The organism is Burkholderia sp. AU16482 (genome assembly GCF_002223285.1).
Classification (GTDB): domain Bacteria; phylum Pseudomonadota; class Gammaproteobacteria; order Burkholderiales; family Burkholderiaceae; genus Burkholderia; species Burkholderia semiarida.
On record NZ_NKEY01000003.1, the window covers coordinates 995870 to 1020786 of the forward strand.

Here is a 24917-nt window from a genome sequence, read left to right on the forward strand (position 1 = left end):
GCGGCGCTCCGCGTTACCGTGCGTCCGGCGCGGCGGACGCGTCGGCGGTTGCGACCTGCGCGGGCCGGCCGACGGCGGCCGCGGGCTTCGTGCCCGATGCGGCGGCTGGCGCGGCGGCGCCGACGGCGGCTTCGTCCTTCGGCGGTGGGTCGCCCCGGCCATCCGTGCCCGTCTCGACCCCGCCGCCGAGCGCGGCCATCAGCTGCGCGTGCGCGGCGAGGCGTTCCGCGTCGATGCGGGCGGCCGTCTCCTGCGCGCGCAGCAGTTGCTGTTGCGCGACCAGCACGTTCACGTAATCGGTCAACCCGCGGCGGAAGCCTTCGCGCGACAACTGATAGCTGCGATTGTTGGCCGCCACCGAGCGCGCGGCGTCCTTCTTCTGCGTATCGAGCGAGCGGATCCGCACGACCTGGTCGGCGATGTCCTTGAGCGCGCCGACGATCGTCTGGTTGTAGCGCTCGACCGCCTGGTCGTAGCCGGCATTCGCGGCGCCGAGCTGCGCACGCAGCCGGCCGCCTTCGAAGATCGGCAGCGACAGCGCGGGGCCGGCCGTCCAGCCGCCGTTCATCGCGCGCAGGAAGTCGGTGAACGGCGCGGTCACGCCGAAGCCGCCGACCGTCGCGAGCAGGTCGATGTTCGGGTAGAACGACGCCTTCGCGACGTCGATGCCGCGCGCCTGCGCGTCGACCGTCCAGCGCGCCGCGACGACGTCGGGGCGGCGGCCGAGCAGGTCGGCCGGCAGCGCCGACGGCAGGCCGGCCGGCGCATCGAGCGCGAGCTGCGGCCGCTTGATCGCGTCGCCGGCGCCCGGGCCCTTGCCGGCCAGCGCGGCGAGCTGGTGGCGCGCGAGCTGGATCGCTTCTTCATAGGTGTCGATCTGGCGCTCGTAGTCGGGCAGCGTCGATTCCGCCTGGCTCACGTCGAGCTGAGTGCCGAGGCCGGCCTGCAGCCGCTTGCGCGCGAGATCGGCGAGCGAGCGCTGGCGTTCGAACGTTTCATGCGCGAGATCCAGCAGCGCGTAGTTCATCGACATGCCCACATACGCGCGCACCACGTTGACTTCAAGTTCGAGCTTCGCCGCCCGTGCGTCGGCGGCGGTCGCGTGCGCGGTGTCGAGCGCGCGTTCGGTTGCGTTCTTGTCCTTGCCCCACAGGTCGAGGTGGTACGACAGGCCGAGCGTGCCGGTATTGTTCCAGGTGTCGGCGTTCGCGAGCGGGCCCGGGCCGTAGTACACGTTGTCCGGCCAGTGCTCGCGCATCAGCGACAGATTGCCGTTGATCTGCGGTAGTTCGGCCGAACGGGCGACGCGCGCCATGGCCTGCGCTTCGCGCACGCGTGCCCTCGCCGCCGCCAGGGTGGGGTTGCTGGCCTGCGCGGCGGCGATCCATGCATCGAGCTGCGGGTCGCGGTACGCGCGCCACCAGTCGGCGGCGGGCCAGCCCGCGTCGCGGTCCGCCGCGCGGATGGCCGCGCCGGCGTCGAGCGCGTTCGCTTCGATGCGCGTGGACTGGGTCCGGTTGTCGCCCATGCTCGCACAGCCGGCCATTATTAATGAGATTGCAAGAACCGCCAGTGCGAGCGTCCCTGTTTTTCCCCGAGACTGCACGATTTTCTCCCTTTCGGACATAGATGGGTCGGGGGGGATTATATTTTTCAGCGATTCCTGAATAAACCGGCAACGGCGAAACTCATTTTTACGAATCCTGGGATAATATTGGCTAGCGGATGTGCAACAATCCCTCCGCATTCAAACGGGTAGTGGGATGGATACGTTACAAAACATGCGGGTATTCGTCCGCGTGGTCGACGCGGGCAGCTTTACCGCGGCCGCCCAGCAGATGAATTCGACCACCGCCTACGCGTCGCGCGCGGTCTCGGATCTCGAGGCCCACCTGCGCACGCGTCTCCTGAACCGCACGACGCGCCGGATCGCGCTGACCGAAGCCGGCGAGCGCTATCTGCAGCGCTGCGAACAGATCCTCGCTTACGTCGACCAGGCCGAAGCCGAGGCCGGCGACGCGCATGCGCGCCCGTCCGGCAAGCTGAAGGTCCATTGCTTCACGAGCCTCGGCCAGCACTACCTGGTGCCGGCCATCTCGCGCTACCGCACGCGCTATCCGGACGTGCACGTCGAGCTCACGCTCGCGCAGCGCATGCCTGACCTGCTGGACGAGGGGTACGACGTCGCGATCGTCGTCGGCCGCGATCTGCCCGATTCGGGGCTCGTGTCGCAGCGGCTCGGCGAAAGCTACAGCGTCGTCTGCGCATCGCCCGGCTACATCGAGTCGCACGGCGTGCCGCAGCGGCCGGCCGACCTCGCGCAGCACGTGTGCCTCGGAATGGTCGCGCCGGGCTTTCACTTCGATGAATGGGCGCTGGCGGGGCCGAACGGCGACGAAGTCGTGCCGATCAAGGCTCCCCCGTTTCGCGTGAACGTCGCCGAGGCGCTCGCGGTGGCCGTGCGGGAAGGGATGGGCGTCGGCGGGCTGCCGCTCTATTCGGCGATCGGCTGGCTGCGCAGCGGCCACATCGTGCGCGTGATGCCCGAGTACCGGTCGCACGTGATGAACATCTACGCGCTGTATCCGTCGCGGCAGTACCTCGACGCGAAAATCCGGACCTGGGTCGATTTCCTGCGCGACGAGCTGCCGGTCACGCTCGAAGCGGACGAAGCGGCGCTCGAACAGTACACGCATGCGACATGACAGCGCGGTGGGCCGCAATCTGACGAGATTTGTCCTTCACGCAACATTTTTTTACGAACGTGTGTCGGACAGTTTGATACTGTTGGAATTAACGAGATACATCACACCGGAGTAGCGATGGATACGCACCTGATGATCGGCCTTGGCGTCCTGCTGGGCGCGGTTGCCGCCGCGGCGGCGAGCCGCGACCTGCTGCGTGCGATGAAGGCGAAGGCGCAAATGAAGCCCGTGCCGGTCCGTGTGCGCGAGCCGCGCCGCCCCGGCCGCTGATCCCGCCGTCACGCTTCTGGTCGGGAAGGCCGCGCCACGCGGCGGGCCGGGCTCGGCGCTCAGCCGAGCTCGACGACCTTGTCCCACGCGAACGCGGGGTTTTCCCATTCGCCGGTGCGCCGATGAAAGTAGCCGCGTGGATTGCATACCACGCGCGTGCCGCTGTCCGTCACGTAGTCGAATGACGTATGCGTGTGGCCGTGCAACCACAGATCCACGGGCGGTCGCACCAGGTCCGCCATATCCGTCACGAACCCCGCCGAAGCCAGATCGTCCGCATAGCGTTGCGCCAGCGAGCGCCGGTGCGGCGCATGATGGGTGACGACGATCGTCTTGCCCGCGAACGGCGCCGCCAGCTGCGCTTCCAGCCATGCGCGGCCTTGCCGGTGCAGCGCGATCGCGTCGGCCGGCGAGAAATCCCGGTCCGGTGCGTCCGGCGCACTCGCTGCCGCATGCAACGCTGCGTCGTGCGGCCAGGTTACCTGGATCAATCCCTTGAAATCGAGCATCACGCTCAGCGCGGCATCGATCGCGCGCGCGACGCTGGCTTCGTCGCGGCCGAACAGCGAGAAATCGGCCCAGAGCGTCGTGCCCAGCACGCGAAAGCGTTGCGCGGGATCGACGTAGACGCCGTTGTTCAAGTAGTGCACGTTGTCGAGCGCGTGCGCCGCGTCGCGCATCGCCGTTTCCAGCGCGCCGAATTCCCCGTCGTAGTACTCGTGATTGCCGGGCACGTAGATCACCGGCACCGCGGGGTCGAACGTCTCGGCGGCCCAGCGCAGGCCTTCCGCGTGATTGTGGATGTCGCCGGCCAGCACGACGAGATCCGCGTCGGCATGCGCGATCGCGTCGGGCAGGTTGCTTTCGAGATGCAGGTCGGACAGGACGCGGACTTTCACGGGATTGGCTCCGGAGTAGGCGGCTTCAGCGCAGGACCTTGCCGGGATTCATCAGGCCGCGCGGGTCGAGCGCGGTCTTCAGCGTGCGCATCAGCGCCGTTTCGACCGGCGACTTGTAGCGTTGCGCGTCGTCGATCTTCAACTGGCCGATGCCGTGCTCCGCGCTGATCGTGCCGTGGTGGCGGTGCACGTTGTCGTAGACGATCCGGTTGATCGGCACCTGGAACGCGGCCAGGAACGCCTTCGCATTGCCGCCTTCGGGCATCTGCACGTTGTAGTGCAGGTTGCCGTCGCCGAGGTGGCCGAACGTGACCATTCGCGCGCCCGGCGCGGCCTGCTGGATCGCCGCGTCGGTCTCGTCGATGAAGCGTGCGATCGACGAGATCGGCACCGCGATGTCGTGCTTGATGTTGAGCCCTTCGTCGGCCTGCGCGAGCGGGATGTGCTCGCGCAGGTCCCAGAACGCACGCGATTGCGCGAGGTTCTCCGCGACCACCGCGTCGACCACGAGCCCGGCCTCGAACGCTTCTTCCATCAGCTTCTCGAACAGCGCGCGCGCATGTGCTTCGCTTTCGTTGTCGGACAGCTCCAGCAGCACCGTCTGCGCATGCGTTTGCGCGAACGGGTAGCGCAGTTGCGGATAGTGCTTGCCGACCAGCTGCATGCAGAAATCCGACATGAGCTCGAAGCCGGTCAGCAGCGGTCCGGCCGCGCGCTGCGCGAGCGCGAGGAAATCGAGCGCCGCGTGCGGCGATTCGAGCGCGGCCAGTGCCGTGACCTGCGCGGCCGGCAGCGGATGCAGCTTCATCACGGCCGCCGTGATGATCCCGAGCGTGCCTTCGGCGCCGATGAACAGGTCGCGCAGGTCGTAGCCCGTGTTGTCCTTGCGCAACCCGCGCAGCCCGTCCCAGATTTCGCCCTGGGGCGTCACGACCTCGAGCCCGAGGCACAGCTCGCGCGCGTTGCCGTAGCGCAGCACCGCGGTGCCGCCCGCATTGGTCGACAGGTTGCCGCCGATCGTGCAGCTGCCTTCCGCCGCGAGGCTCAGCGCGAACAGCCGGCCGCCTTCGCGGGCGCGCGCCTGCACGTCGGCGAGGATCACGCCGGCTTCGACGGTGATCGTGTTGTTGTGCGGATCGAGCGCGCGCACGCGGTTCAGGCGCGCGACGCTCAGCACGGCCTGGCTGCCGCTCGCATCGGGCGTCGCGCCGCCCGCGAGCCCCGTGTTGCCGCCCTGCGGCACGAGCGCGATGCCGTGCGCGTTGGCCAGCTTCACGAGTGCGGCGACTTCGGCCGTGTTCGCGGGCTTCAGCACCGCGCACGCCGCGCCCTTGTAGCGGCGGCGCCAGTCGATGAGAAACGGTTCGGTATCGTGCGGATCGGTCAGCACGTGGTCGGCGCCGATCGCGTCGCGGCACGCGGAAACGAAAGCTTCGGAGGACATCATCACCTTGTCGCGTAAGGGTCAGGACGTGGCGCGCGGCTTTTTCGCCGCGCGCTTGAACGGCGCGACGTAAGCCAGCGCCGCGACGAAGAAGCCGACGGCAAGCGCGGTCTCGCACCAGCCCAGCGTCGCGGACAGCCCGCGATCGGACATGCCGCGCACGATGCCTTCGGCAAGATAGACGAGGATCAGCATGCTCGCCCACTGCATCGTATAGATGTTACGCCGCCAGACGCCGGGCAGCGCGAGCGCGAGCGGCACGGCCTTGAGCATCAGCGCGGAGCCGCCGGGGCGCAGCGGCGCGAGCCACAGCTCCCAGGCGAGCGACAGCGCGATCAGCGCGACGAGACACGCGGCGGCGGCCAGCGCGTAGTGCGGCCGGGCCGCGACGGCGGAGCGGGCGGGGGCGTTCATGCCGCCTCGGCGGCCTGGGCGCTGGAAAGGGCCGCGGCGGCGCGCGCGAGCCGTACGCCGAGCGCGGCCGCGAGCGCCTTCTCGTCCGCGGACAGTCCGCCGGGTGACGACCGATCGTGCTGCGCGACGTGCGACGCGCCGTACGGTGTGCCGCCGGTACGTGTCGTGCTGAGGGCGGATTCGGTGTACGGGATCCCGACGATCATCATCCCGTGATGCAGCAGCGGCAGCATCATCGACAGCAGCGTCGATTCCTGGCCGCCGTGCAGGCTGCCCGTCGACGTGAACACGCTCGCGGGCTTGCCGGTCAGCGCGCCCGACAGCCATTGCGGCGTCGTGCCGTCGAGGAAATACTTGAGCGGCGCGGCCATGTTGCCGAAGCGGGTCGGCGAGCCGAGCGCGAGGCCCGCGCATTCCTCGAGGTCGCGCAGTTCCGCGTACGGCGGGCCGTCGGCCGGGATGTCGGGGGCGGTGGCTTCGCAGACGGCCGACACGGGCGGCACGGTGCGGACGCGCGCCTGCATGCCCGGCACGCTGTCGATGCCGTTCGCGATCGCGAGCGCGAGGTCGCGCGTGGCGCCGTGGCGGCTGTAATAGAGGACGAGAATGTCTTTCATGGGCGACGGAGCCGCGTGCGGCCGCGCGCATGCCCGGTGCAGTCGGCCCCTGCTGGAATCGAGCGGCTATTATAGGGGCTGAAGCCGTCGCGCAGCGCGGCGGCGGCGCGCCGTGACGCGCGCGGCATCAAGAAGGAGAAGCCGTTTGCCGAAGTTGAGCGTTGATCTCGATACCATCAAGCGCCTCGCGCAGTTCGCGGCCCGGCGTAGCGCCGAGGATCGCATCCCGCAGGTGGCGGGCAGCCTGACCTTCACGACGCTGCTGGCGCTCGTGCCGCTGCTGACGGTCGCGTTCGCGTTGTTCACCGCGTTCCCGATGTTCGCGTCGTTCCAGATCTCGCTGCAGGGGTTCCTCGCCGATCACCTGATGCCCGCGCAGTTCAACATCCAGATCTTCAAGTACCTGAACCAGTTCGCATCGAAGGCCAAGGGGCTGACGACGGCCGGCCTGATCGTGCTCGTCGTCACGTCGGTGATGACGATGATGACGATCGAATCGGCGTTCAACCTGATCTGGCGCGTGCGCAAGCCGCGGCCGTTCGCGCAGCGCGTGCTCGCGTACTGGGCGCTGATCACGCTCGGGCCGTTGCTGTTCGGCGTGAGCCTGTCGATCTCGTCGTACCTGTTCACGCAATCGCTCGCGTTCACCGGCGCGGGGCCGTCCACGTCGATCGTCGAGTGGCTGCTCGCGCTCGCGTCGTTGCCGTTGACGGTGCTCGCGTTCACGCTGCTGTACGTGTACCTGCCGAACTGCGCGGTCGCATGGCGCGATGCGGTGATCGGCGGGCTGTTCGCGGCCATCGCGTTCGAGCTCGCGAAGCGCGGCTTCGGCTACTACGTCCGGCGCATTCCGACATATACGGCTGTCTACGGCGCGTTCGCGGCGCTGCCGGTGTTCCTGCTGTGGGTGTATTTGAGCTGGTTCATCGCGCTGCTCGGCGCGATGGTCGCGTCGGCGCTGCCGGCGATTCGGGTGGGCCAGTTCCACCGCATCCATTATCCGGGGAGCGACCTGCTCGACGCGCTCGAACTGCTCGCGCGGCTCGCCGAAGCGCGCGCGGCCGGCAAGCGCGGCTACACGGCGATGCGGCTCGCGACGATGCTGCGCTGCGACATGGAAACCGCGCAGCGCTTGCTGACGACGATGGAGGAGCGGGAATGGGTCGCGCGGCTCGAGGGCGGCGACGAGGCCACGCCGCGCTACATCCTGCTCGCGAACCCGGAGCAACTGACGCTCGCGCAACTGTTCGACGTGCTGGTGATCGACCGCGCGGAGTTGACCTACCAACTGGAGCGGCGCCGCAGCCACGTCGAAGGCGCGGCGCTGCTCGCGGTGCTGTCGAGCGACCGGTTCGACGTGACGCTCGCATCGCTGATCGCCGCGCACCGGCTCGCGGGCGGGCAGCCGGCCGGGAGCGCCGGCCCGGCGCCGCGCGTGGAGGATCCGCACGCGCGGCCGCCGCGGCCTGCGTGAAGGCGGGGCGGGCGGCTACAGCGGGATCTTGCCGGTGCAGATGTCCCTGAACATCACCCAGTCGCCCATCAGGCTGTAGATCGGGTGCCGGAACGTGGCCGGGCGGTTCTTCTCGAAGAAGAAGTGCCCGACCCACGCGAACCCGTAGCCGCACACGACCGCCGCCGGCAGCCACGGCCAGTGGCCGGTCGCGACCGCCATCGCGACGCAGCCGATCACGCCGAGCGAGCCGATGAAGTGCAGCCGCCGCGACGTCAGGTTCCGGTGCTCGTTCAGGTAATACGGGTAGAAGTCAGCGAAGCTGGCGAATTGCTCCGTATGCGTATGCGCCATGGCCGTCTCCTCGGGCCGCCGTTCACAAGGCCATTGTGCGGCGGGCGGCCGGCGTCCGCAAGCGGCGGCGGGCCGCCGCGCGGGCCCGTGCTTTCCTTTTGACAGGCTTTCCGATAGGATCGAAAGAGATTTTGCATTCAAGCATGAGGGGACTACGATGCGCGTCAGCGATATTCTGAAAGTGAAGGGCAACACGCTGTTTACCGTGACGCCCGATAAGCCGCTGCGCGAAGCGGTCGATACGATGGCCGAACACGACATCGGTTCGCTCGTCGTGATGGAGTACGGCGATCTCGTCGGGATGCTGACGTTCCGCGAGATCATCCTGCGCCTGCGCGAAAATGGCGGCGCGATCGGCGACGTGCAGGTGCGCAAGGTGATGGACGAGCCGCTCACGTGCACGCCGGAAACGGACGTCAACGAAGTGCGCCGGATGATGCTCGAGCGTCACGCACGCTACATGCCGGTGCTCGACAAGAAGGTGCTGATGGGCGTCATTTCGTTCTACGACGTCGCGAAGACGGTCGTCGAGGCGCAGAGCTTCGAGAACCGGATGCTGAAGGCATACATCCGCGACTGGCCGGAATCGGAAGCCGAAGCGCACAAGCCGTGAATCGCGCCGCGCCCGGCACGTCGATGCATGGGCGCCGCCATCCGGCACGCGGCGGCGCAGGCATGGCCTGCGCCGTTTTTTTTTTCAACAACGACACGAGGCCCGCGCAGCTTCGCCCAGACGATGCGCGCGTATTCCGCATGAGCGATCACACGCAAGCCACTTCGGGGCGGCGCGACGAACGGCGCGCCCACGCATCGCAGTTCGACCTGCTGCGCGAGCGCCGCTTCGCGCCGTTCTTCACGACCCAGTTCCTCGGCGCGCTGAACGACAACGTCTTCAAGATCGGCTTCACGTCGCTCGTCACGTATCACACCGCACGGTTTTCCGGCGTCGATGCGAAGACGGCCGCATTCCTGATTTCCGCGATCTTCATTCTGCCGTTCGTGCTGTTCTCGGCCACCTCCGGCCAGATCGCCGACAAATACGACAAGGCGACTCTCACGCGTTTCGTGAAATCGTTCGAGATCGTGCTGATGTTGGTCGGCGCGGCCGGCTTCGTCACGCACAGCGCGACGCTGCTGTATCTGTGCACGTTCATGATGGGCATGCACTCGACGCTGTTCGGGCCCGTCAAGTATTCGTACCTGCCGCAGCATCTCGGCGAACATGAGCTGGTCGGCGGCAACGGGCTCGTCGAGATGGGCACGTTCATCGCGATCCTGATCGGCACGATCATCGGCGGCGCGGCGGCCGGCATCGAAGGCAGCGGCGAACGCGTGCTCGCGGTGAGCGTCGTCGTCATCGCGCTGGCGGGGCGGCTCGTCGCGCAGCGCGTGCCGCCCACGCCCGCGCCGCAGCCCGACCTCGTGATCAACTGGAACCCGGTCAGCGAGACCTGGCGCAACCTGAAGCTCGCGCGCCAGAACCGCACGGTGTTCCTGAGCCTGCTCGGCATCTCGTGGCTGTGGTTCGTCGGCGCGACGTTCCTCACGTCGTTCTTCAATTTCGCGAAGGACGTGCTGTCCGCCAGCCCCGACGTCGTCACGATCCTGCTCGCGACCTTCTCCGTCGGCATCGGCCTCGGCTCGCTGCTGTGCGAGCGGCTGTCGCAGCGGCGCGTCGAGATCGGCCTCGTGCCGCTCGGCTCGATCGGCATCAGCGTGTTCGCCATCGAGTTGTATTTCGCGAGCCACGCGCTGCCGTCGCCCGGCCATCTGCTGTCGGTCGGCGAATTCCTGGCCGGTGCGCGCCACTGGCGGATTCTCGCCGACCTGTTCCTGCTCGCGATGTTCGGCGGCTTCTACAGCGTGCCGCTGTACGCGCTGATCCAGAGCCGCAGCGCGCCGACCCACCGCGCGCGGATCATCGCCGCGAACAACATCCTCAACGCGCTGTTCATGATCCTGTCGGCCGTGATGGCGATGGGGTTGACCAAGGCCGGCGTCGACATCCCGGGGCTGTTCCTCGTCACCGCGCTGCTGAACGTGGTCGTCGCGACGTATATCTACCTGCTCGTGCCCGAGTTCCTGCTGCGCTTCGTCGCGTGGGTGCTCGTGCATACGTTCTACCGGATCCGCCTCGTGCACGCGGAGCGGATTCCGGCGGAAGGCGCGGCGGTGCTCGTGTGCAATCACGTGAGCTACGTCGATGCGCTCGTGCTCGCCGCCGCGAGCCCCCGGCCGATTCGTTTCGTGATGGATCACCGGATCTTCAAGACGCGTTTCGCGAGCTGGGTATTCCGGCACGCGAAGGCGATCCCGATCGCGCCGCGCCACGAGGATGCCGCGATGCTCGCGCGTGCGTACGACCTGTGCGAGGCAGCACTGAAGGACGGCGAACTCGTGTGCATCTTCCCCGAGGGCAAGCTGACGAAGACGGGCGACATCAACACGTTTCACCACGGCATCACCGAGATCCTGAGCCGCACGCCGGCGCCGGTGATCCCGATGGCGCTGCGCGGGCTGTGGGGCAGCTATTTTTCGCGGCATGCCGATGCGCGGATGCCGCGGCCGATCAAGCGCGGCGTGATGAGCCGGCTGACGCTGGCGGTCGGCGAGCCGATCCCGGCGTCGATGGCGACGCCCGAAGCGCTGCAGGCGGCAGTGACCGAGCTGCGCGGCGCGCGGAAGTAGGCGGGGCGGCCGGGTGCGGGTTGCCGGTTGCCGCGCAGCGACGAGCGCGGCGAGCCGCACGGCCTGCCCGGCCCCGGTGCGGCCGAGCGACCGCAGGCCACGCCGCGGCCACGGCCTGCCCGGGTGATCTGAACGGTTCACACGGCCCGCGGGCCCGGGACGGCTGGCATAATAGCGGTTTACCTCTTTTTCGACCGGCAAACGATCGACCTGCCCGCGGCCCCGGCAGCGCATCGGTTTGCCCATTTCTCTTTGGGCGGTTCCATCATGTCCGGCAATACCCTCGGCACGCTTTTCACTGTCACGACCTTCGGCGAATCGCACGGTCCCGCGATCGGCTGCGTGATCGACGGCTGCCCGCCGGGGATGGGGTTGACCGAAGCCGACATCCAGGTCGAACTCGATCGCCGCAAGCCGGGCACGTCGCGGCACGTGACGCAACGGCAGGAGGCCGACGAGGTCGAGATCCTGTCGGGCGTGTTCGAAGGCGTGACGACCGGCACGCCGATCGCGCTGCTGATCCGCAACACCGACCAGCGCAGCAAGGATTACGGCAACATCGTCGAGACGTTCCGTCCCGGCCACGCCGACTACACCTACTGGCAGAAATACGGCATCCGCGACTACCGCGGCGGCGGCCGCTCGTCCGCGCGCCTGACCGCGCCGATCGTCGGCGCCGGCGCGGTCGCGAAGAAGTGGCTGCGCGAGCGCTTCGGGGTCGAGGTGCGCGGCTACATGAGCGCCCTCGGCGAGATCGACGTGCCGTTCGTCGACTGGTCGCATGTGCACGAGAACCCGTTCTTCTCGCCGAACGCGGCGGTCGTGCCGGAGCTCGAGGCGTACATGGATGCGCTGCGCAAGGACGGCGATTCGATCGGCGCGCGCATCGATGTCGTCGCGTCGGGCGTGCCGGTCGGCTGGGGCGAACCGGTATTCGACCGGCTCGATGCCGATATCGCGAAGGCGATGATGAGCATCAACGCGGTGAAGGGCGTCGAGATCGGCGCGGGCTTCGACAGCGTCGCGCAGCGCGGCTCGGTGCACGGCGACGAACTGACGCCGGCCGGCTTCGTCGGCAACCACGCGGGCGGCGTGCTCGGCGGGATTTCGACGGGGCAGGACATCACCGTGTCGATCGCGATCAAGCCGACGTCGAGCATTCGCACGCCGCGCCGCTCGATCACGAAGTCCGGCGAAGAGGCGACGGTCGAAACCTTTGGCCGCCACGATCCGTGCGTCGGCATTCGTGCGACGCCGATTGCCGAATCGATGCTCGCGCTGGTGCTGATCGACCATGCGCTGCGCCATCGTGCGCAGTGCGGCGACGTCGAGACGTCGACGCCGAAGATCGCCGGCAGCGCGACCTGATACGAAGCAGGTTGGGGCGCGGCGCGTGTCGCCTCGTCCGGCAAACGATGAATGCAAGCGGGGCGCTGCGTGATGCAGCGCCCCGTTTCGTTTGCGGCGGTATGCCGTGACCCACGCAAAACGCGCCGCTCGTGGCGGCGCGTTCCGGTCGTTACATGTTCGGGTAATTCGGCCCGCCGCCGCCTTCGGGCGTGACCCACACGATGTTCTGCGTCGGGTCCTTGATGTCGCAGGTCTTGCAGTGCACGCAGTTCTGCGCGTTGATCACGAGCCGATCGCCGCCGTCGTCGTTCTTCACGAACTCGTACACCGCCGCCGGGCAGAAACGCGCCTCCGGCCCCGCGTACGTGCGCAGGTTCACGTTCACCGGCACGCTCGCGTCCTTCAGCGTCAGGTGCGCCGGCTGGTTCTCCTCGTGGTTCGTGTTCGAGATGAACACCGACGAGAGGCGATCGAACGTCAGCTTGCCGTCCGGCTTCGGATAGTCGATCGGCTCGCATTGCGACGCCGGCTTCAGCATCTCGTGGTCCGCGTGCTGGTGATGCAGCGTCCACGGCACGTTGCCGCCCATTACCTTCTGCTCGATCCCGACCATCAGCGTGCCCAGATACAGGCCCTTGGCCATCCACTGCTTGAAGTTGCGCGCGCGGTACAGCTCCGTGTACAGCCACGATTGCTTGAACGCGTCCGGGTACGCGTTCAGCTCATCCGACTGACGCCCGGCCTGCACCGCGTCGAATGCCGCATCGGCCGCCAGCATCCCGGTCTTGATCGCCGCATGGCTGCCCTTGATCCGCGATGCGTTCAAAAAGCCCGCGTCGTCGCCGATCAGCGCGCCGCCCGGGAACACCGTCTTCGGCAGCGACAGCAGGCCACCGGCCGTGATCGCGCGCGCGCCGTACGACACGCGCTTGCCGCCTTCGAGGAACGCGCGGATCGACGGATGCGTCTTGTAGCGCTGGAATTCCTCGAACGGCGACAGGTACGGGTTCGTGTAGCCGAGGCCCACGACGAAGCCGACCACCACCTGGTTGTTGTCCATGTGATACAGGAACGAGCCGCCGTACGTATCGGACTTCAGCGGCCAGCCGGCCGTGTGGATCACGAGCCCCGGCTTGTGCTTGGCCGGATCGATTTCCCACAGTTCCTTGATGCCGATCCCGTACGCCTGCGGATCCGCGTTCGCGTCGAGCTTGAACTTCGCGATCAACTGGCGGCCGAGGTGGCCGCGGCAACCTTCGGCGAACAGCGTGTACTTCGCGTGCAGCTCCATGCCGAGCTGGAAGTTCTCGGTCGGCTCCCCGTCCTTGCCCACGCCCATGTTGCCGGTCGCGACGCCTTTGACCGAACCGTCGTCGTTGTAGAGGATCTCCGCGGCGGGGAAGCCAGGGAAGATTTCCACGCCCAGCGCCTCGGCCTGCTGGCCGAGCCAGCGCGTGACGTTGCCCAGCGAGATCACGTAGTTGCCGTGATTCTTGAAGTTGTCGGGCAGCGCCCAGTTCGGCGTCGTGACCGCGCTCTTCTCGGACAGGAACAGGAAACGGTCTTCCGTCACCTCGACGTCGAGCGGCGCGCCGCGTTCCTTCCAGTCGGGAAACAGCTCGGTGATCGCGCGCGGGTCCATCACCGCACCCGACAGGATGTGCGCGCCGATCTCGGAACCTTTCTCGAGCACGCACACGCCGATCTCGGCGCCTTTCTCGGCGGCCAGCTGCTTGAGCCGGATCGCCGCCGACAGCCCGGCGGGGCCGCCGCCGACGATCACGACGTCGTATTCCATCGATTCGCGCGGGCCGTATTGCTCGATGAGGCTTGCGGGGGTCATTGGCGTTCCTCTAACCGTTAGAATGCTTTTATTCGGGAGCGTATTGTCTGCGAAACGAAACGCTTGCCGCAACAACATGCAGGTAGATTAGCACGATCGTTCTATTTTTTGTGCTAGGGTAATGCCGCTCGGGCTGTGCCAGCCCGGGCTGGCGCAACGACATCGAAAGGGGATGTGCAAATGGGTCGATCGATCAATCTGGAAGGCAAGGTTGCGCTGGTCACGGGCGCGTCGAGCGGCCTCGGGCAGCGTTTTGCGCAGGTGCTGTCGCAGGCCGGCGCGAAGGTCGTGCTCGCGAGCCGCCGCGTCGAGCGCCTGAAGGAGCTGCGTGCGGAGATCGAGGCGGCGGGCGGTGCCGCGCACGTCGTGTCGCTCGACGTGACCGACGTCCAGAGCATCAAGGCGGCCGTCGCGCATGCGGAGACGGAAGCCGGCACGATCGACATCCTCGTGAACAATTCGGGCGTGTCGACGATGCAGAAGCTCGTCGACGTCACCCCGGCGGATTTCGAATTCGTGTTCGATACGAACACGCGCGGCGCGTTTTTCGTCGCGCAGGAAGTCGCGAAGCGGATGATCATGCGCGCGAACGGCGGCGGCAACGGCAAGCCGCCGTGCCGGATCATCAACATCGCGTCGGTGGCCGGGCTGCGCGTGTTTCCGCAGATCGGGCTGTACGCGATGAGCAAGGCGGCGGTCGTGCAGATGACGCGCGCGATGGCGCTGGAGTGGGGCCGCCACGGCATCAACGTGAACGCGATCTGTCCCGGCTATATCGATACCGAAATCAATCATTACCTGTGGGAAACCGAGCAGGGCCAGAAGCTGCAGTCGATGCTGCCGCGCCGGCGCGTCGGCAAGCCGCAGGATCTCGACGGGCTGTTGTTGCTGCTCGCGGCCGACGAGTCGCAGTTCATCAATGGCTCGATCATCTCCGCGGACGACGGCTTCGGCCTCGCGTGAGCGGATGACATTTCGCAACAAAGAAGACTGCAATGAGCGCAACAAGCGATTACTCTCCCGTTTTTGAGATGTCGATGCCGATCCGCTGGGGCGACATGGACGCGTTCGGCCATGTGAACAACACGGTCTATTTCCGCTACATGGAGCAGGCGCGGATCTCGTGGTTCGAGCAGCTCGGCATTGCGGGCGGCAACGGCGAGGGGCAGGGGCCCGTCATCGTCACCGCGTCGATGGAGTTCCTGAAGCAACTGCACTATCCGGGTGACGTGATCGCGAAGATGTCGGCTGCAAAGCCCGGCCGAAGCAGTTTCGACACCGGCTTCGAGCTCACGCGCGCGGACGATCCGCAGCATGTCTATGCACGCGGCAACGCGCGCTGCGTGTGGGTCGACTACGCGCTCGGCAAGTCGGTGCCGCTGCCGCCACTGCTGCGCGACACGATCGAGCGCGCGCTCGCGACGAAAGTCGGCTGAGCGCGGATACCGGCAGGCCTGCGCAAGGCCGCCGGTGGCGCGCCGTGCCCGATGTTTCCCCGGATCGGCCGCCGCGCGCGGCCGATCGTCATTCGCGCGTCGCGATGCTATGCAATGCGCGTTTACTGCCCGAGCAGGCGCTGCAGCAGTTCCGGCGTGTTGTTCGTCCCGTATTTGCGCATCAGCCGCGCGCGATAGATGTCGACCGTGCGTGAGCTGATGTCGAGCACGCGCCCGATCTGCTTGCTGGTCTTGCCGGTCGCGAGCTGGGCGGCGATCTCGCGCTCGCGCGGGGTCAGCTCCACCGCGACGCGGCGCGTCGCGCTCAAATCCTCGAAGGTCCAGACGCCCGCCGAGAGTGGCGCGGTGCGGTCGAGCGCGCGGCCCGTCACGTGGCACCAGAACAGCTCGCCGTCCGCGCGTTTCATGATTCTGTCATCCGAGTAGACGCCGTTCGCGACCATCACGCGGGCGATGCGCTCGCCGATGCGCTGGAATTCGTCCGTCGACGGGTAGAGCACCGCGTACGATTTCCCGATCAGGTCGGCCCGTGCGCAGCGGAAGATCGACGCGAGCGCGTCGTTGCAATCCTCGATCACCCGGTCGCGCGACAGCACGAGGCCGAGCGGCGCGAGGTGGAAGGCGGTCTGGTAATCGAGCTCGGGCATGGCGCAGGCAAGCGGAGGCAAATGCTTATGTATTTTTGCGTATTGTGCCGCATCGGCGTCACATCGTACCCTTTCAGGCATCTCGCGGCGGTGTGTCGCGACATAAAAACAGCGCGCTTCGACGCAGGCATCGCCGCGCATGCATAGAATGGTGCGGCGGGCTTGCGCCACGTGGCGCGTGAACCGGTTTTGCTGGTTTCCATAGAGGAAGGGACAACAGATGAACAAAGTCTATCCAAGCGCGGCTGCCGCGCTGGAGGGAATCGTCCGCGACGGACAGACCTTCGCGGTGGGCGGCTTCGGCCTGTGCGGCATTCCCGAGGCGCTGATCGCGGCGTTGCGCGATTCGGCCGTCAAGGGCATCACCTGCATCAGCAACAACGCGGGCGTCGACGGTTTCGGCCTTGGCCTGCTGCTGGAAACGCGCCAGATCAAGAAGATGATCTCGTCGTACGTCGGCGAGAACAAGGAGTTCGAGCGCCAGTATCTGGCCGGCGAGCTCGAGCTCGAATTCACGCCGCAGGGCACGCTCGCCGAAAAGCTGCGCGCGGGCGGCGCGGGCATTCCCGCGTTCTTCACGAATACCGGCTACGGCACCGTGATCGCGGAAGGCAAGGAAACGCGCCAGTTCGGCGATTGCCACTACGTGCTCGAGCCGTCGCTGACGGCCGACGTCGCGCTCGTCAAGGCGTGGAAGGCCGACAAGTCCGGCAACCTGATCTACCGCCGCACCGCGCGCAACTTCAACCCGATGTGCGCGATGGCCGGCAAGATCACCGTGGCCGAGGTCGAGGAGATCGTCGAGAACGGCGCGCTCGATCCGGACCACATCCATACGCCTGGCATCTTCGTGCAGCGCATCGTGCTGAACGCGACGCCTGAAAAACGCATCGAACAACGCGTCGTACGCGCGAAAGGAGACTGACATGGCCTGGAATCGTGACCAGATGGCCGCGCGCGCGGCGAAGGAACTGCAGGACGGCTTCTACGTGAACCTCGGCATCGGCCTGCCGACGCTCGTCGCGAACCACGTGCCGGAAGGCGTCGAGGTGTGGCTGCAGTCGGAGAACGGCCTGCTCGGCATCGGCCCGTCGCCGACCGAGGACGAAGTCGACGCCGATCTCATCAACGCCGGCAAGCAGACCGTCACGACGCTGCCGGGTTCGTCGATCTTCTCGTCGGCCGATTCGTTCGCGATGATCCGCGGCGGTCACATCAACCTCGCGATCCTCGGCGCGATGCAGGTCAGCAAGCAGGGCGATCTCGCGAACTGGATGATCCCGGGCAAGATGATCAAGGGGATGGGCGGCGCGATGGACCTCGTCGCGGGCGTGAAGCGCGTCGTCGTGCTGATGGAGCATGTCGCGAAGGGCGATCAGCACAAGATCCTCGACGAATGCAACCTGCCGCTCACGGGCGTCGGCGTGGTCGACCTGATCATCACCGATCTCGGCGTGATCGAGGTGACGCCGGCCGGGCTGAAGGTGCTCGAGCTCGCCGACGGCGTGAGCGTCGACGAGATCCAGGCGAAGACGGGCGCACCGCTCGACGTCAGTGCCGTGGCCTGACATTACCTCGTTGCGTCATCCTCGACGCCCCGCGTTCCCGACGGAACGCGGGGCGTTTTGTCATGACCGCATGTGTCACGCAATCGCGCCGCCGCCGTCGATCAGCACCGTCGAGCCGGTTGCATAAGGCGTTGCCGCCAGGTACACGATCGCATTCGCGACATCCTCCGGCTGACCGACCCTGCGTGCCGGCAGCCGCTGCGCGGCGCCCGCATACATCGCGTCGCGTGCGTCGGGAGCGAGGTTGTCCCATAGCGGCGTCGCGATCAGGCCCGGCGACACGGTATTCACACGCACCGGCGCGAGCTCCAGCGCCAGCCCGCGGGCGAGCGCCTCGAGCGCCGCGTTGATCGCGCCTTGCAGGACCGACGACGCGCTCGGCCGCACGCTGAGGTAGCCCGACACGAACGTCAGCGAACCGCCGGGCGCGATATCGATCGCGCGGGCGATGCGGTAGGCGCCCCAGAACTTGCTGTCCATCGCCGCCTGCGCGTCGTCAAGCGGCAGCGCGCGGACCGGTCCTGTGGCCGTCTTCGCGGCAGAAATCACGACGTGGTCGAACTGGCCGGCGCGGGCGCAGAATGCATCGACGTTCGCCGTATCTGTGATGTCGAGCGTTTCGGTTCGCACGTGCTCGCCCGGTATGGCGTCGATATCGAACCTGCCCGGATCGCGCGACGCGATCGTCACGCGCGCGCCGCGTTGCGCGAATGCCGTCGCGGTGGCGGCGCCGATGCCGGAGCTTCCTCCGACGACGAGTACTTTCTTTCCGTGGAGCGGATCATTCATGAAGGTCTTTCCTGGGTGATGAGTTGAACGGCATCCGGTCAGATCGTTTCGGTTTCGCGCAGCGTCGACGGGCTATGCAGCGCGAAGCGCGCAATGTCGTCCTTGCGCATGAAAGCGACACCCGGGTGTGATCGCGCGTAGTGCAGGAAGTCGTCCCACGCACGGACCATCTGCGGCGTGCCGCTGATCCGGTCGTGCGCACTGATCGACATCAGCCGCCGCCTGTGGCCGGCTTCCGCGTACAACTGGTCGAAATCGAGCTTGATTTGCTCGACGAACATCGTCGGCGAGTAGTTGCGGCCTTCGATCAGCAGGATGTCGTTGTTGCGCAGCGTGTACGGAACCACCGCGAAATCGCGACCATCGACGGTCTCGATGAACGGTTCGTCGCGACTGACGTCGTCGATGTGATACACGTAGCCGAGTTCCTGCAGCAGCGACAACGTATGCGGCCCGCGCCGCAGCCAGTTGCAGTTGTAGCCGGTCGGGCGCTGGCCGGTCACCGCTTCGACCATGTCGCGCGCTTCGGTCAGGAAGCGGCGCTCGTCGTCGCGGTTCATCGCGAATTGCGCGCGCCACGTCGGGCCGTGCGCGGCGGCTTCGTGGCCGCGCGACACGATCTCGCGCGCCAGTTCGGGGTGCCGGCGCGCGGCTTCCCCGATCATGTGCGACGTCACTTTCACGCCGTGTCGATCCCACAGGTCGAGCAGGCGCGGAATGCCTTCCCGGTAGCCATACGCGAACCAGGTGGCCGACGCGAGATCGATCGGCACCGACGGCGGAAACGCGACGGCCGGAAACGGGCTGTCCGCGCCGGTCGACGGTTGTCCGCCCGCCTCGAACTGCATCGAGATCGAGATCACGAGCCGCGCGCCGTCGGGCCAGAACGGCGTAGCGCCCGGCGCCGCGGGCGCCGGCGTCGGCGCGGCGGTGGCAGGCAGGGGCGTGCCTGCGGCCAGCGCGACGCCGGCAGCGAGCCCGGCGCCGGCCTGGGCCAGGAACGTGCGGCGCGGCAGGGGTGTCGCGGGCGTGTCGTTATCGTGAGTCATCGTCCTCTCCGTCAGCCGACGAGCCCGAGCTGACGCATCAGCGTCAGGTTGTCCTCGATGTGCCAGTTTTCCGCGATCCGGCCGTGATCGATCCGGTAGATATCGGTCGCGATGAAGTCGATTGCCTGTCCGCGCCCGGCCGTTCCGTTGAATGCGCCGGTGAAATGCCCGCGGAAATGCAGGTGCACGACGACCCGGTCGCCAGCCACGATCATCTGTTCGATGTCGCAGCGCAGGTCCGGGATCGCGCCGCGCATCGTGCCGGAGGCCGCGATCGGCCCCGCTATGCCTTGTTCGCGGCCGGGCGGCAGGGTTTGGTCGGTGAAGTCGTCGGCGAGCGCCGCGCGGGCGAGGGCGGGGTCGCCGGTATCCCAGAAGCTGCCGTAGCGGCGCGCGGCCAGGATTTGCGCGCGAGCCTGCGCGGCCGGCAAGCCTGCCGCGACGGTCAGGCTGTGCGGCGAGACGAGATCGGCGGCCTGGGACGCGGCGGGCCAGAGTGCCACGACGCAAGCGGCTGCCGCGAATGCGTGCGCGACGGGGCGGGCGGCCGAACGAAGGCGGATCGACATGATTTCGAGGGTCCTGTGAAGAGCGTCATGCGACGACGCGGAACAGGTATGGTAGGTTTCCGTTCTACATGCAAATACGGGCAAAAGGCGAATGGATTCTTCGAAAAAAGGAAAGATTGAAGCGAGGCTGGCACCATGACGCTCATCGACGATTTCCCGGCGCTCGATACCTTCGCGCGGATCGTGTCGGCCGGCAGCCTGTCGGCGGCGGCGCGCGAGCTCGACCTGTCGTTGTCCGTCGTCAGCAAGCGGCTCGCGCATCTCGAGTCGCGGCTCGGCGTGCGCCTGCTGCACCGGACGACGCGGCAGCAAACGCTCACCGACGACGGCGCGCAGTTTCACGCGCAGGTGCTGCGCATCCTGGCCGAGGTCGAGCATGCCGAAACGCTGATGCGCGATCGTCGCGGCACGGTCAGCGGCGTGCTGCGCGTGACGGCGCCCGGCGAGCTCGGCCGCCTGCGCATCGCGCCGCTCGTGGCGGCCTTTCAGCAGCGACATCCGCAATTGACCGTGCAGCTGGTGCTGACCGATGCGGTCGTCGATCTGCTCGCAGCCGACATCGACGTCGCCGTGCGAATCGGCAATCTTGCCGATTCGACGATGATCGCGCGCGAGCTGGCGCCGAATCATCGCGTGCTGTGCGCGTCACCGGGCTATCTCGCGGCGCACGGGCGGCCGGCTCATCCGGCCGAGCTCCGCGCGCACCGATGCATCGTGATGGGCGACCAGCCGCGTGCCGAATGGCGGTTCGACGGCGCGCAAGGCGGCGTGGCGGTCGAGGTCACGGCCGCGCTGCTGACGAACGACGGCGGCGCGGCGCGCACGCTGGCGCTCGAAGGCGCGGGCATTGCGTTGAAGTCGATCTGGGACGTCGGCGCCGATCTCGATGCCGGCCGGCTCGTGCGCGTGCTGCCGGCCTTCGAGGCGCCCGCGGCGCCGCTGCATGCCGTCTATCCCGGCGGCCGCCATGTTCCGTTGCGCGTGCGGACGTTCGTCGATTTCCTGCGCGAGCAGTTGCGCCACGCGTGGCGCCGCGACGCTTGAACCCGTCCCGGGCGGTGAGCCGGGCGCGTGGCGCCTCGTGATTCCGAAGCGGTTTACAATCGTTTGCATCGGGCGCCGCAAGCGTTGCCCTGCGCGTCGCCCCCGTTCGACAGGATGCCAACGATGCCAACGACCCCAGCGAATCCCGCGGTTCCCCGCCAGCGGCGCGTGCAGTGCGCGAGCGCGGCCGGCCTTCACCATGTCGCCTATACCGAGTGGGGCGATCCCGCGAATCCGCGCGTGCTCGTCTGCGTGCACGGCCTGACGCGGTCCGGGCGCGATTTCGACCGGCTTGCCGCTGCGCTGTCGGATACGTATCGCGTCGTCTGCCCCGACGTCGCCGGGCGTGGCCGGTCCGATCGGCTGGCCGATCCGCGGCTCTATGCGATTCCGCAGTACGTGGCCGACATGGTGACGCTGATTGCACGGCTCGACGTCGAATCGGTCGACTGGTTCGGCACGTCGATGGGCGGGCTGATCGGCATGGCGCTCGCCGGGCTGCCGGGTTCGCCGCTGCGCCGGATGATCGTCAACGACGTCGGCCCGCGCATCGAGCCCGATTCGCTGACGCGCATCGGCGAGTACCTCGGCGTGCAGCCGCGCTTTGCGACCGAGCAGGAGGGAATCGACTATCTGACGTCGCTGTCGCTGCCGTTCGGTGCGCTGAGCGCCGACGAGTGGCGCGAGATCAACGGGCCGCTGCTGCACGAATTGCCCGAAGGCGGCTGGACGATGCGCTACGACCCGCGCATCGCCGAGCCGTTCAAGGCGACGACACCCGAGCTGGCCGCGCTCGGCGAGGCCGCGCTGTGGCGCGCGATCGAGACGACGGACGCGACGCTGCTCGTCGTGCGCGGTGAGACGTCCGACCTGCTGTCGCGCGAGACGGCGGATGAAATGGTGCGTCGCGGCCGGCATGTGACGCAGGTCGAGATTCCGGGCGCGGGCCACGCGCCGGCGTTCGTCAGCGCCGACCAGATTGCGCTCGCGCGGCGGTTTTTCGTCGAAGGCGACGCATAAACGCGTCATAATATGCGGTTCGGCGGCACGTGGGCCGTGCCGCCGCCCGATTCCTTACCCATCACGACCGGAACATTTCATGGCAGTCATTCGTCACCACGTCGGGGCCCGTCTCTCCGAAACCGCGATCCACAACGGTACCGTGTATCTGGCCGGCCAGATCGCCGAAGACACCACGCAGGACATCCGCGGCCAGACGCGCGAAGTGCTCGGCCACATCGATCGCCTGCTCGCCGAAGCGAACAGCGACAAGGCGCATCTGCTGTCGGTGCAGATCTACATCTCGGATCTCGCGAACTTCGAAGGCATGAATGCGGAGTGGGACGCATGGGTCGCACCGGGCAACACGCCGCCGCGCGCGACCGTCGAGGCGAAGCTCGCCGATCCGGCGCTGCTCGTCGAGATCGTGGTCGTCGCCGCGCAGCGGAGCTGAGCGTTATCCGACGATGACCGTATTCCGGCAGGCCGTGCCATGACCGAATCCGTTTCCGCTTCTCCCGTCGCGGCGCCGTCGTTCGACGACGTGCTCGCGTTCGTGCGCGAGCGGGCCGGCGACGCGCGCCTGTCGTCGGGCGAGCTGCTCGCCGATCACTCGGCGGGCACGGCGGCGATCATGCGCACGCTGAACGTCGATCCGCACGCGATGCAGGCCGCCGCGCTGTTCGTGCTGACGCCGCACCTGAGCGACCCCGAGCGCGAGCTGACCGAGCGTTTCGGCGACGAGGTCGCGCGGCTCGTGGCCGACGTGCGCAAGCTGTTGCGGCTCGGTACCGTCAGCCTGCGCGCCGCGCAGAACGCGAAGCCCGACGCCGGGCGCGACGCGGCGGAGGAGCGGCGCACGCAGATCGAGGCGCTGCGCAAGATGCTGCTCGCCTTCGCGCAGGACATCCGCGTGGTGCTGATCCGGCTCGCGTCGCGGTTGCAGTCGCTGCGCTACTACGCGGCCGCGAAGCTCGATCCGCCGCCCGACGTCGCGCGCGAGACGCTCGAGATCTATGCGCCGCTCGCGAACCGTCTCGGTATCTGGCAACTGAAGTGGGAACTCGAGGATCTCGCGTTCCGCTTCGAGGATCCCGTCACCTACAAGCGGATCGCGAAGCTGCTCGACGAAAAGCGCATCGAGCGCGAGGCGTACGTCACGCAGGCGATCGCGCGGCTGCAGCACGAGCTCGCGCAGGCGCACATCCAGGCCGACGTGAGCGGCCGGCCGAAGCATATCTACAGCATCTGGCGCAAGATGCGCGGCAAGGAGCTCGATTTCTCCGAGCTGTACGACGTGCGCGCGTTTCGCGTGATCGTGCCCGACATCAAGGATTGCTACGCGGTGCTCGGCATCGTGCATCACCTGTGGCAGCCGGTGCCGAAGGAGTTCGACGACTACATCTCGCGGCCGAAGCCGAACGGCTACAAGTCGCTGCATACGGTCGTGATCGGCGACGACGGCCGCGCGTTCGAAGTGCAGATCCGCACGCAGGAGATGCATCGTTTCGCGGAGTACGGCGTCGCCGCGCACTGGCGCTACAAGGAGGCCGGCGCGCGCGGCTATGGCGGCCAGTTCTCGGCGAGCGACAAGTACGACGAGAAGATCGCGTGGCTGCGCCAGTTGCTCGCATGGAAGGACGACGTCGAGGACGGCGCCGAAGTGTCGGGCGACCAGGCGTGGGCGCAATTGCGCGAGACGTCGCTCGACGACGACCACATCTACGTGCTGACGCCGCAGGCGCGCGTGATCGCGCTGCCGCAGGGCGCGACGCCGGTCGATTTCGCGTACCACCTGCACAGCGAGCTCGGCCATCGCTGCCGTGGCGCGCGCGTCGACGGGGCGATGGTGCCGCTGAACACGCCGCTCGCCAACGGCCAGACGGTCGAGATCGTTGCGGTGAAGGAAGGCGGGCCGTCGCGCGACTGGCTGAACCTGCAGCTCGGTTACCTGAAGAGTTCGCGCGCGCGGCAGAAGGTGCGTGCGTGGTTCAACTCGATCGAGCAGGAAGAAAACGTCGCGCACGGCCGCGCGCTCGTCGAAAAGACGCTGCAGCGCGAGGGCAAGACGTCGGTCAACCTGGACAACCTCGCCGCGAAGCTCGGCTTCAAGTCGCCCGAGGAACTGTTCTCGGTCGTCGGCAAGGAAGAGTTCAGCCTGCGCAACGTCGAGCACGCGCTGTCCGATGCGCCGCCGCCGGAACCGGCGCCCGAGGCGCCGGCCGATTTCGAGAAGCGCAGCAGCGGTGCGAGCGTCGCGCACGGCGCGTCGACCGGCGTGCTGGTGGTGGGCGTCGACGCGCTGCTGACGCAACTGGCGCGCTGCTGCCGTCCGGCGCCGCCCGATCCGATCAGCGGTTTCGTCACGCGCGGCAAGGGAATGTCGATCCACCGCAGCGACTGCCCGACGTTTCGCCGGATGGTCGAGCGCGCGCCGGAGCGCGTGCTGCAGACGACGTGGTCGGCCGACGTGCTGGGCGGGCGCGGCGCGTCCGTCTATCCGGTCGACCTGATGATCGAGGCGAGCGACCGGCAAGGGTTGCTGCGCGATATCTCCGAAGTGTTCGCGCGCGAAAAGATCAACGTCGTGGGCGTGAAGACCCAGAGCCGCCGCAATGCGGCGTTCATGCAGTTCACGGTCGAGGTATCGAATTCGGCGCAGGTGCAGCGCGCGTGCACGCTGCTCGGCGAGGTGCAGGGCGTCGTGCGGGCGGGGCGGAAGTCGTAATGGGGTTGGAACGGCGTCATTTTGCTGCGG

General features: G+C 67.6%; 25 protein-coding genes. 14 read left to right on the top strand and 11 right to left on the bottom strand.

From position 1 onward, the window contains the following. Positions 1 to 13 precede the first annotated feature (13 nt). On the bottom strand, positions 14 to 1627 hold the full coding sequence (locus CFB35_RS07145) for an efflux transporter outer membrane subunit (RefSeq protein WP_143328701.1): 1614 nt from the start codon (positions 1625 to 1627) through the stop codon (positions 14 to 16). Positions 1628 to 1763: 136 nt separating this feature from the next. Here CFB35_RS07145 and CFB35_RS07150 point away from each other — a divergent pair, with 136 nt between their 5' ends. Both CFB35_RS07150 and CFB35_RS34930 read left to right on the top strand, forming a co-directional pair. Then, on the top strand, positions 1764 to 2705 hold the full coding sequence (locus CFB35_RS07150; protein ID WP_059575842.1) for a LysR family transcriptional regulator: 942 nt from the start codon (positions 1764 to 1766) through the stop codon (positions 2703 to 2705). Positions 2706 to 2822: 117 nt separating this feature from the next. Beyond that, the gene (locus tag CFB35_RS34930; protein WP_167351608.1) at positions 2823 to 2975 is read left to right on the top strand and encodes a hypothetical protein; all 153 of its coding nucleotides are present in this window, start codon (positions 2823 to 2825) and stop codon (positions 2973 to 2975) included. Positions 2976 to 3034: 59 nt separating this feature from the next. Here the strand turns inward: CFB35_RS34930 and CFB35_RS07155 are convergent, their stop codons facing one another. From CFB35_RS07155 to wrbA, 4 genes are read right to left on the bottom strand one after another with little or no spacing between them, the layout of a single operon-like run. Beyond that, the gene (locus CFB35_RS07155; protein WP_059575840.1) at positions 3035 to 3874 is read right to left on the bottom strand and encodes a metallophosphoesterase; all 840 of its coding nucleotides are present in this window, start codon (positions 3872 to 3874) and stop codon (positions 3035 to 3037) included. A gap of 25 nt (positions 3875 to 3899) precedes the next feature. Further along, entirely contained in the window at positions 3900 to 5321 is a 1422-nt protein-coding gene (locus CFB35_RS07160; RefSeq protein WP_059575838.1) for an FAD-binding oxidoreductase, read from the bottom strand. 18 nt (positions 5322 to 5339) lie between these two features. After that, the gene (locus tag CFB35_RS07165; RefSeq protein WP_059575836.1) at positions 5340 to 5732 is read right to left on the bottom strand and encodes a DUF2069 domain-containing protein; all 393 of its coding nucleotides are present in this window, start codon (positions 5730 to 5732) and stop codon (positions 5340 to 5342) included. Continuing rightward, complete coding sequence (gene wrbA / locus CFB35_RS07170; protein WP_059575834.1) at positions 5729 to 6349, bottom strand: NAD(P)H:quinone oxidoreductase; 621 nt, start codon at positions 6347 to 6349, stop codon at positions 5729 to 5731. Before wrbA ends, CFB35_RS07165 begins: the two co-directional genes overlap by 4 nt. A 145-nt stretch (positions 6350 to 6494) precedes the next feature. On the opposite strand from wrbA, the gene CFB35_RS07175 reads away from it, so the two are divergent. Beyond that, a complete protein-coding gene (locus CFB35_RS07175; RefSeq protein ID WP_059575832.1) occupies positions 6495 to 7823 on the top strand; it encodes a YihY family inner membrane protein in 1329 nt (442 codons plus the stop codon). A 15-nt stretch (positions 7824 to 7838) separates the two neighbouring features. Here the strand turns inward: CFB35_RS07175 and CFB35_RS07180 are convergent, their stop codons facing one another. Continuing rightward, complete coding sequence (locus CFB35_RS07180) at positions 7839 to 8156, bottom strand: Mpo1-like protein (RefSeq protein ID WP_059575830.1); 318 nt, start codon at positions 8154 to 8156, stop codon at positions 7839 to 7841. Between the two features lie 157 nt (positions 8157 to 8313). Between CFB35_RS07180 and CFB35_RS07185 the strand changes: the two genes are divergently transcribed. The 3 genes from CFB35_RS07185 to aroC all read left to right on the top strand — a co-directional run bounded on the left by CFB35_RS07185 (position 8314) and on the right by aroC (position 12212). Beyond that, positions 8314 to 8769, top strand: a complete 456-nt coding sequence (locus CFB35_RS07185; RefSeq protein ID WP_034207093.1) for a CBS domain-containing protein — start codon at positions 8314 to 8316, stop codon at positions 8767 to 8769. A gap of 140 nt (positions 8770 to 8909) precedes the next feature. After that, complete coding sequence (locus CFB35_RS07190; RefSeq protein WP_059575968.1) at positions 8910 to 10844, top strand: MFS transporter; 1935 nt, start codon at positions 8910 to 8912, stop codon at positions 10842 to 10844. Between the two features lie 267 nt (positions 10845 to 11111). After that, positions 11112 to 12212, top strand: coding sequence for a chorismate synthase (aroC, locus tag CFB35_RS07195; protein ID WP_059575828.1), 1101 nt, complete (start codon positions 11112 to 11114; stop codon positions 12210 to 12212). 151 nt (positions 12213 to 12363) lie between these two features. On the opposite strand, the gene CFB35_RS07200 is transcribed toward aroC, so the two are convergent. Next, positions 12364 to 14037: an electron transfer flavoprotein-ubiquinone oxidoreductase gene (locus CFB35_RS07200; RefSeq protein ID WP_089464717.1), complete on the bottom strand. Its 1674-nt coding sequence runs from the start codon at positions 14035 to 14037 to the stop codon at positions 12364 to 12366. A gap of 180 nt (positions 14038 to 14217) precedes the next feature. Between CFB35_RS07200 and CFB35_RS07205 the strand changes: the two genes are divergently transcribed. Then, positions 14218 to 15000 carry an SDR family oxidoreductase gene (locus tag CFB35_RS07205; RefSeq protein WP_011545236.1) on the top strand — a complete coding sequence of 261 codons (783 nt, stop codon included), beginning with the start codon at positions 14218 to 14220 and terminating at the stop codon, positions 14998 to 15000. 32 nt (positions 15001 to 15032) lie between these two features. Further along, on the top strand, positions 15033 to 15473 hold the full coding sequence (locus CFB35_RS07210) for a thioesterase family protein (RefSeq protein ID WP_059575825.1): 441 nt from the start codon (positions 15033 to 15035) through the stop codon (positions 15471 to 15473). Between the two features lie 122 nt (positions 15474 to 15595). On the opposite strand, the gene CFB35_RS07215 is transcribed toward CFB35_RS07210, so the two are convergent. Continuing rightward, complete coding sequence (locus CFB35_RS07215) at positions 15596 to 16141, bottom strand: LuxR C-terminal-related transcriptional regulator (RefSeq protein ID WP_059575823.1); 546 nt, start codon at positions 16139 to 16141, stop codon at positions 15596 to 15598. Between the two features lie 220 nt (positions 16142 to 16361). On the opposite strand from CFB35_RS07215, the gene CFB35_RS07220 reads away from it, so the two are divergent. Continuing rightward, complete coding sequence (locus CFB35_RS07220; protein ID WP_059575822.1) at positions 16362 to 17066, top strand: CoA transferase subunit A; 705 nt, start codon at positions 16362 to 16364, stop codon at positions 17064 to 17066. 1 nt (position 17067) lies between these two features. Next, positions 17068 to 17709: a CoA transferase subunit B gene (locus CFB35_RS07225; RefSeq protein WP_059575820.1), complete on the top strand. Its 642-nt coding sequence runs from the start codon at positions 17068 to 17070 to the stop codon at positions 17707 to 17709. 75 nt (positions 17710 to 17784) lie between these two features. Here CFB35_RS07225 and CFB35_RS07230 read toward each other — a convergent pair whose 3' ends face one another. From CFB35_RS07230 to CFB35_RS07240, 3 genes are read right to left on the bottom strand one after another with little or no spacing between them, the layout of a single operon-like run. Beyond that, the gene (locus CFB35_RS07230; RefSeq protein ID WP_059575818.1) at positions 17785 to 18498 is read right to left on the bottom strand and encodes an SDR family oxidoreductase; all 714 of its coding nucleotides are present in this window, start codon (positions 18496 to 18498) and stop codon (positions 17785 to 17787) included. Between the two features lie 38 nt (positions 18499 to 18536). Next, entirely contained in the window at positions 18537 to 19547 is a 1011-nt protein-coding gene (locus CFB35_RS07235) for a polysaccharide deacetylase family protein (protein ID WP_059575814.1), read from the bottom strand. A gap of 11 nt (positions 19548 to 19558) precedes the next feature. Further along, on the bottom strand, positions 19559 to 20116 hold the full coding sequence (locus CFB35_RS07240) for an ester cyclase (protein ID WP_059575812.1): 558 nt from the start codon (positions 20114 to 20116) through the stop codon (positions 19559 to 19561). Positions 20117 to 20251: 135 nt separating this feature from the next. On the opposite strand from CFB35_RS07240, the gene CFB35_RS07245 reads away from it, so the two are divergent. The 4 genes from CFB35_RS07245 to CFB35_RS07260 all read left to right on the top strand — a co-directional run bounded on the left by CFB35_RS07245 (position 20252) and on the right by CFB35_RS07260 (position 24887). Further along, positions 20252 to 21160, top strand: coding sequence for a LysR family transcriptional regulator (locus tag CFB35_RS07245; protein WP_059575810.1), 909 nt, complete (start codon positions 20252 to 20254; stop codon positions 21158 to 21160). Between the two features lie 123 nt (positions 21161 to 21283). Further along, positions 21284 to 22180, top strand: coding sequence for an alpha/beta fold hydrolase (locus CFB35_RS07250; protein WP_059575808.1), 897 nt, complete (start codon positions 21284 to 21286; stop codon positions 22178 to 22180). Between the two features lie 79 nt (positions 22181 to 22259). After that, positions 22260 to 22613: a RidA family protein gene (locus CFB35_RS07255; protein WP_006486103.1), complete on the top strand. Its 354-nt coding sequence runs from the start codon at positions 22260 to 22262 to the stop codon at positions 22611 to 22613. A gap of 39 nt (positions 22614 to 22652) precedes the next feature. Beyond that, positions 22653 to 24887 (top strand): bifunctional (p)ppGpp synthetase/guanosine-3',5'-bis(diphosphate) 3'-pyrophosphohydrolase, encoded by a 2235-nt coding sequence (locus tag CFB35_RS07260; protein WP_059575806.1) that lies wholly within the window; start codon positions 22653 to 22655, stop codon positions 24885 to 24887. Positions 24888 to 24917: the final 30 nt, after the last annotated feature.

What these genes read in the sequence shown, in the direction of transcription:
- CFB35_RS07245 (WP_059575810.1), top strand. Translation starts at nt 20,252, where the DNA reads ATGACGCTCATCGACGATTTCCCGGCGCTCGATACCTTCGCGCGGATC.
- CFB35_RS07180 (WP_059575830.1), bottom strand. Translation starts at nt 8,156, where the DNA reads ATGGCGCATACGCATACGGAGCAATTCGCCAGCTTCGCTGACTTCTAC.
- CFB35_RS07165 (WP_059575836.1), bottom strand. Translation starts at nt 5,732, where the DNA reads ATGAACGCCCCCGCCCGCTCCGCCGTCGCGGCCCGGCCGCACTACGCG.
- CFB35_RS07185 (WP_034207093.1), top strand. Translation starts at nt 8,314, where the DNA reads ATGCGCGTCAGCGATATTCTGAAAGTGAAGGGCAACACGCTGTTTACC.
- CFB35_RS07250 (WP_059575808.1), top strand. Translation starts at nt 21,284, where the DNA reads ATGCCAACGACCCCAGCGAATCCCGCGGTTCCCCGCCAGCGGCGCGTG.
- aroC (WP_059575828.1), top strand. Translation starts at nt 11,112, where the DNA reads ATGTCCGGCAATACCCTCGGCACGCTTTTCACTGTCACGACCTTCGGC.
- CFB35_RS07145 (WP_143328701.1), bottom strand. Translation starts at nt 1,627, where the DNA reads ATGTCCGAAAGGGAGAAAATCGTGCAGTCTCGGGGAAAAACAGGGACG.
- CFB35_RS34930 (WP_167351608.1), top strand. Translation starts at nt 2,823, where the DNA reads ATGGATACGCACCTGATGATCGGCCTTGGCGTCCTGCTGGGCGCGGTT.
- CFB35_RS07240 (WP_059575812.1), bottom strand. Translation starts at nt 20,116, where the DNA reads ATGTCGATCCGCCTTCGTTCGGCCGCCCGCCCCGTCGCGCACGCATTC.
- wrbA (WP_059575834.1), bottom strand. Translation starts at nt 6,349, where the DNA reads ATGAAAGACATTCTCGTCCTCTATTACAGCCGCCACGGCGCCACGCGC.
- CFB35_RS07220 (WP_059575822.1), top strand. Translation starts at nt 16,362, where the DNA reads ATGAACAAAGTCTATCCAAGCGCGGCTGCCGCGCTGGAGGGAATCGTC.
- CFB35_RS07260 (WP_059575806.1), top strand. Translation starts at nt 22,653, where the DNA reads ATGACCGAATCCGTTTCCGCTTCTCCCGTCGCGGCGCCGTCGTTCGAC.
- CFB35_RS07225 (WP_059575820.1), top strand. Translation starts at nt 17,068, where the DNA reads ATGGCCTGGAATCGTGACCAGATGGCCGCGCGCGCGGCGAAGGAACTG.
- CFB35_RS07190 (WP_059575968.1), top strand. Translation starts at nt 8,910, where the DNA reads ATGAGCGATCACACGCAAGCCACTTCGGGGCGGCGCGACGAACGGCGC.
- CFB35_RS07230 (WP_059575818.1), bottom strand. Translation starts at nt 18,498, where the DNA reads ATGAATGATCCGCTCCACGGAAAGAAAGTACTCGTCGTCGGAGGAAGC.
- CFB35_RS07255 (WP_006486103.1), top strand. Translation starts at nt 22,260, where the DNA reads ATGGCAGTCATTCGTCACCACGTCGGGGCCCGTCTCTCCGAAACCGCG.
- CFB35_RS07205 (WP_011545236.1), top strand. Translation starts at nt 14,218, where the DNA reads ATGGGTCGATCGATCAATCTGGAAGGCAAGGTTGCGCTGGTCACGGGC.
- CFB35_RS07150 (WP_059575842.1), top strand. Translation starts at nt 1,764, where the DNA reads ATGGATACGTTACAAAACATGCGGGTATTCGTCCGCGTGGTCGACGCG.
- CFB35_RS07235 (WP_059575814.1), bottom strand. Translation starts at nt 19,547, where the DNA reads ATGACTCACGATAACGACACGCCCGCGACACCCCTGCCGCGCCGCACG.
- CFB35_RS07200 (WP_089464717.1), bottom strand. Translation starts at nt 14,037, where the DNA reads ATGACCCCCGCAAGCCTCATCGAGCAATACGGCCCGCGCGAATCGATG.
- CFB35_RS07210 (WP_059575825.1), top strand. Translation starts at nt 15,033, where the DNA reads ATGAGCGCAACAAGCGATTACTCTCCCGTTTTTGAGATGTCGATGCCG.
- CFB35_RS07160 (WP_059575838.1), bottom strand. Translation starts at nt 5,321, where the DNA reads ATGATGTCCTCCGAAGCTTTCGTTTCCGCGTGCCGCGACGCGATCGGC.
- CFB35_RS07215 (WP_059575823.1), bottom strand. Translation starts at nt 16,141, where the DNA reads ATGCCCGAGCTCGATTACCAGACCGCCTTCCACCTCGCGCCGCTCGGC.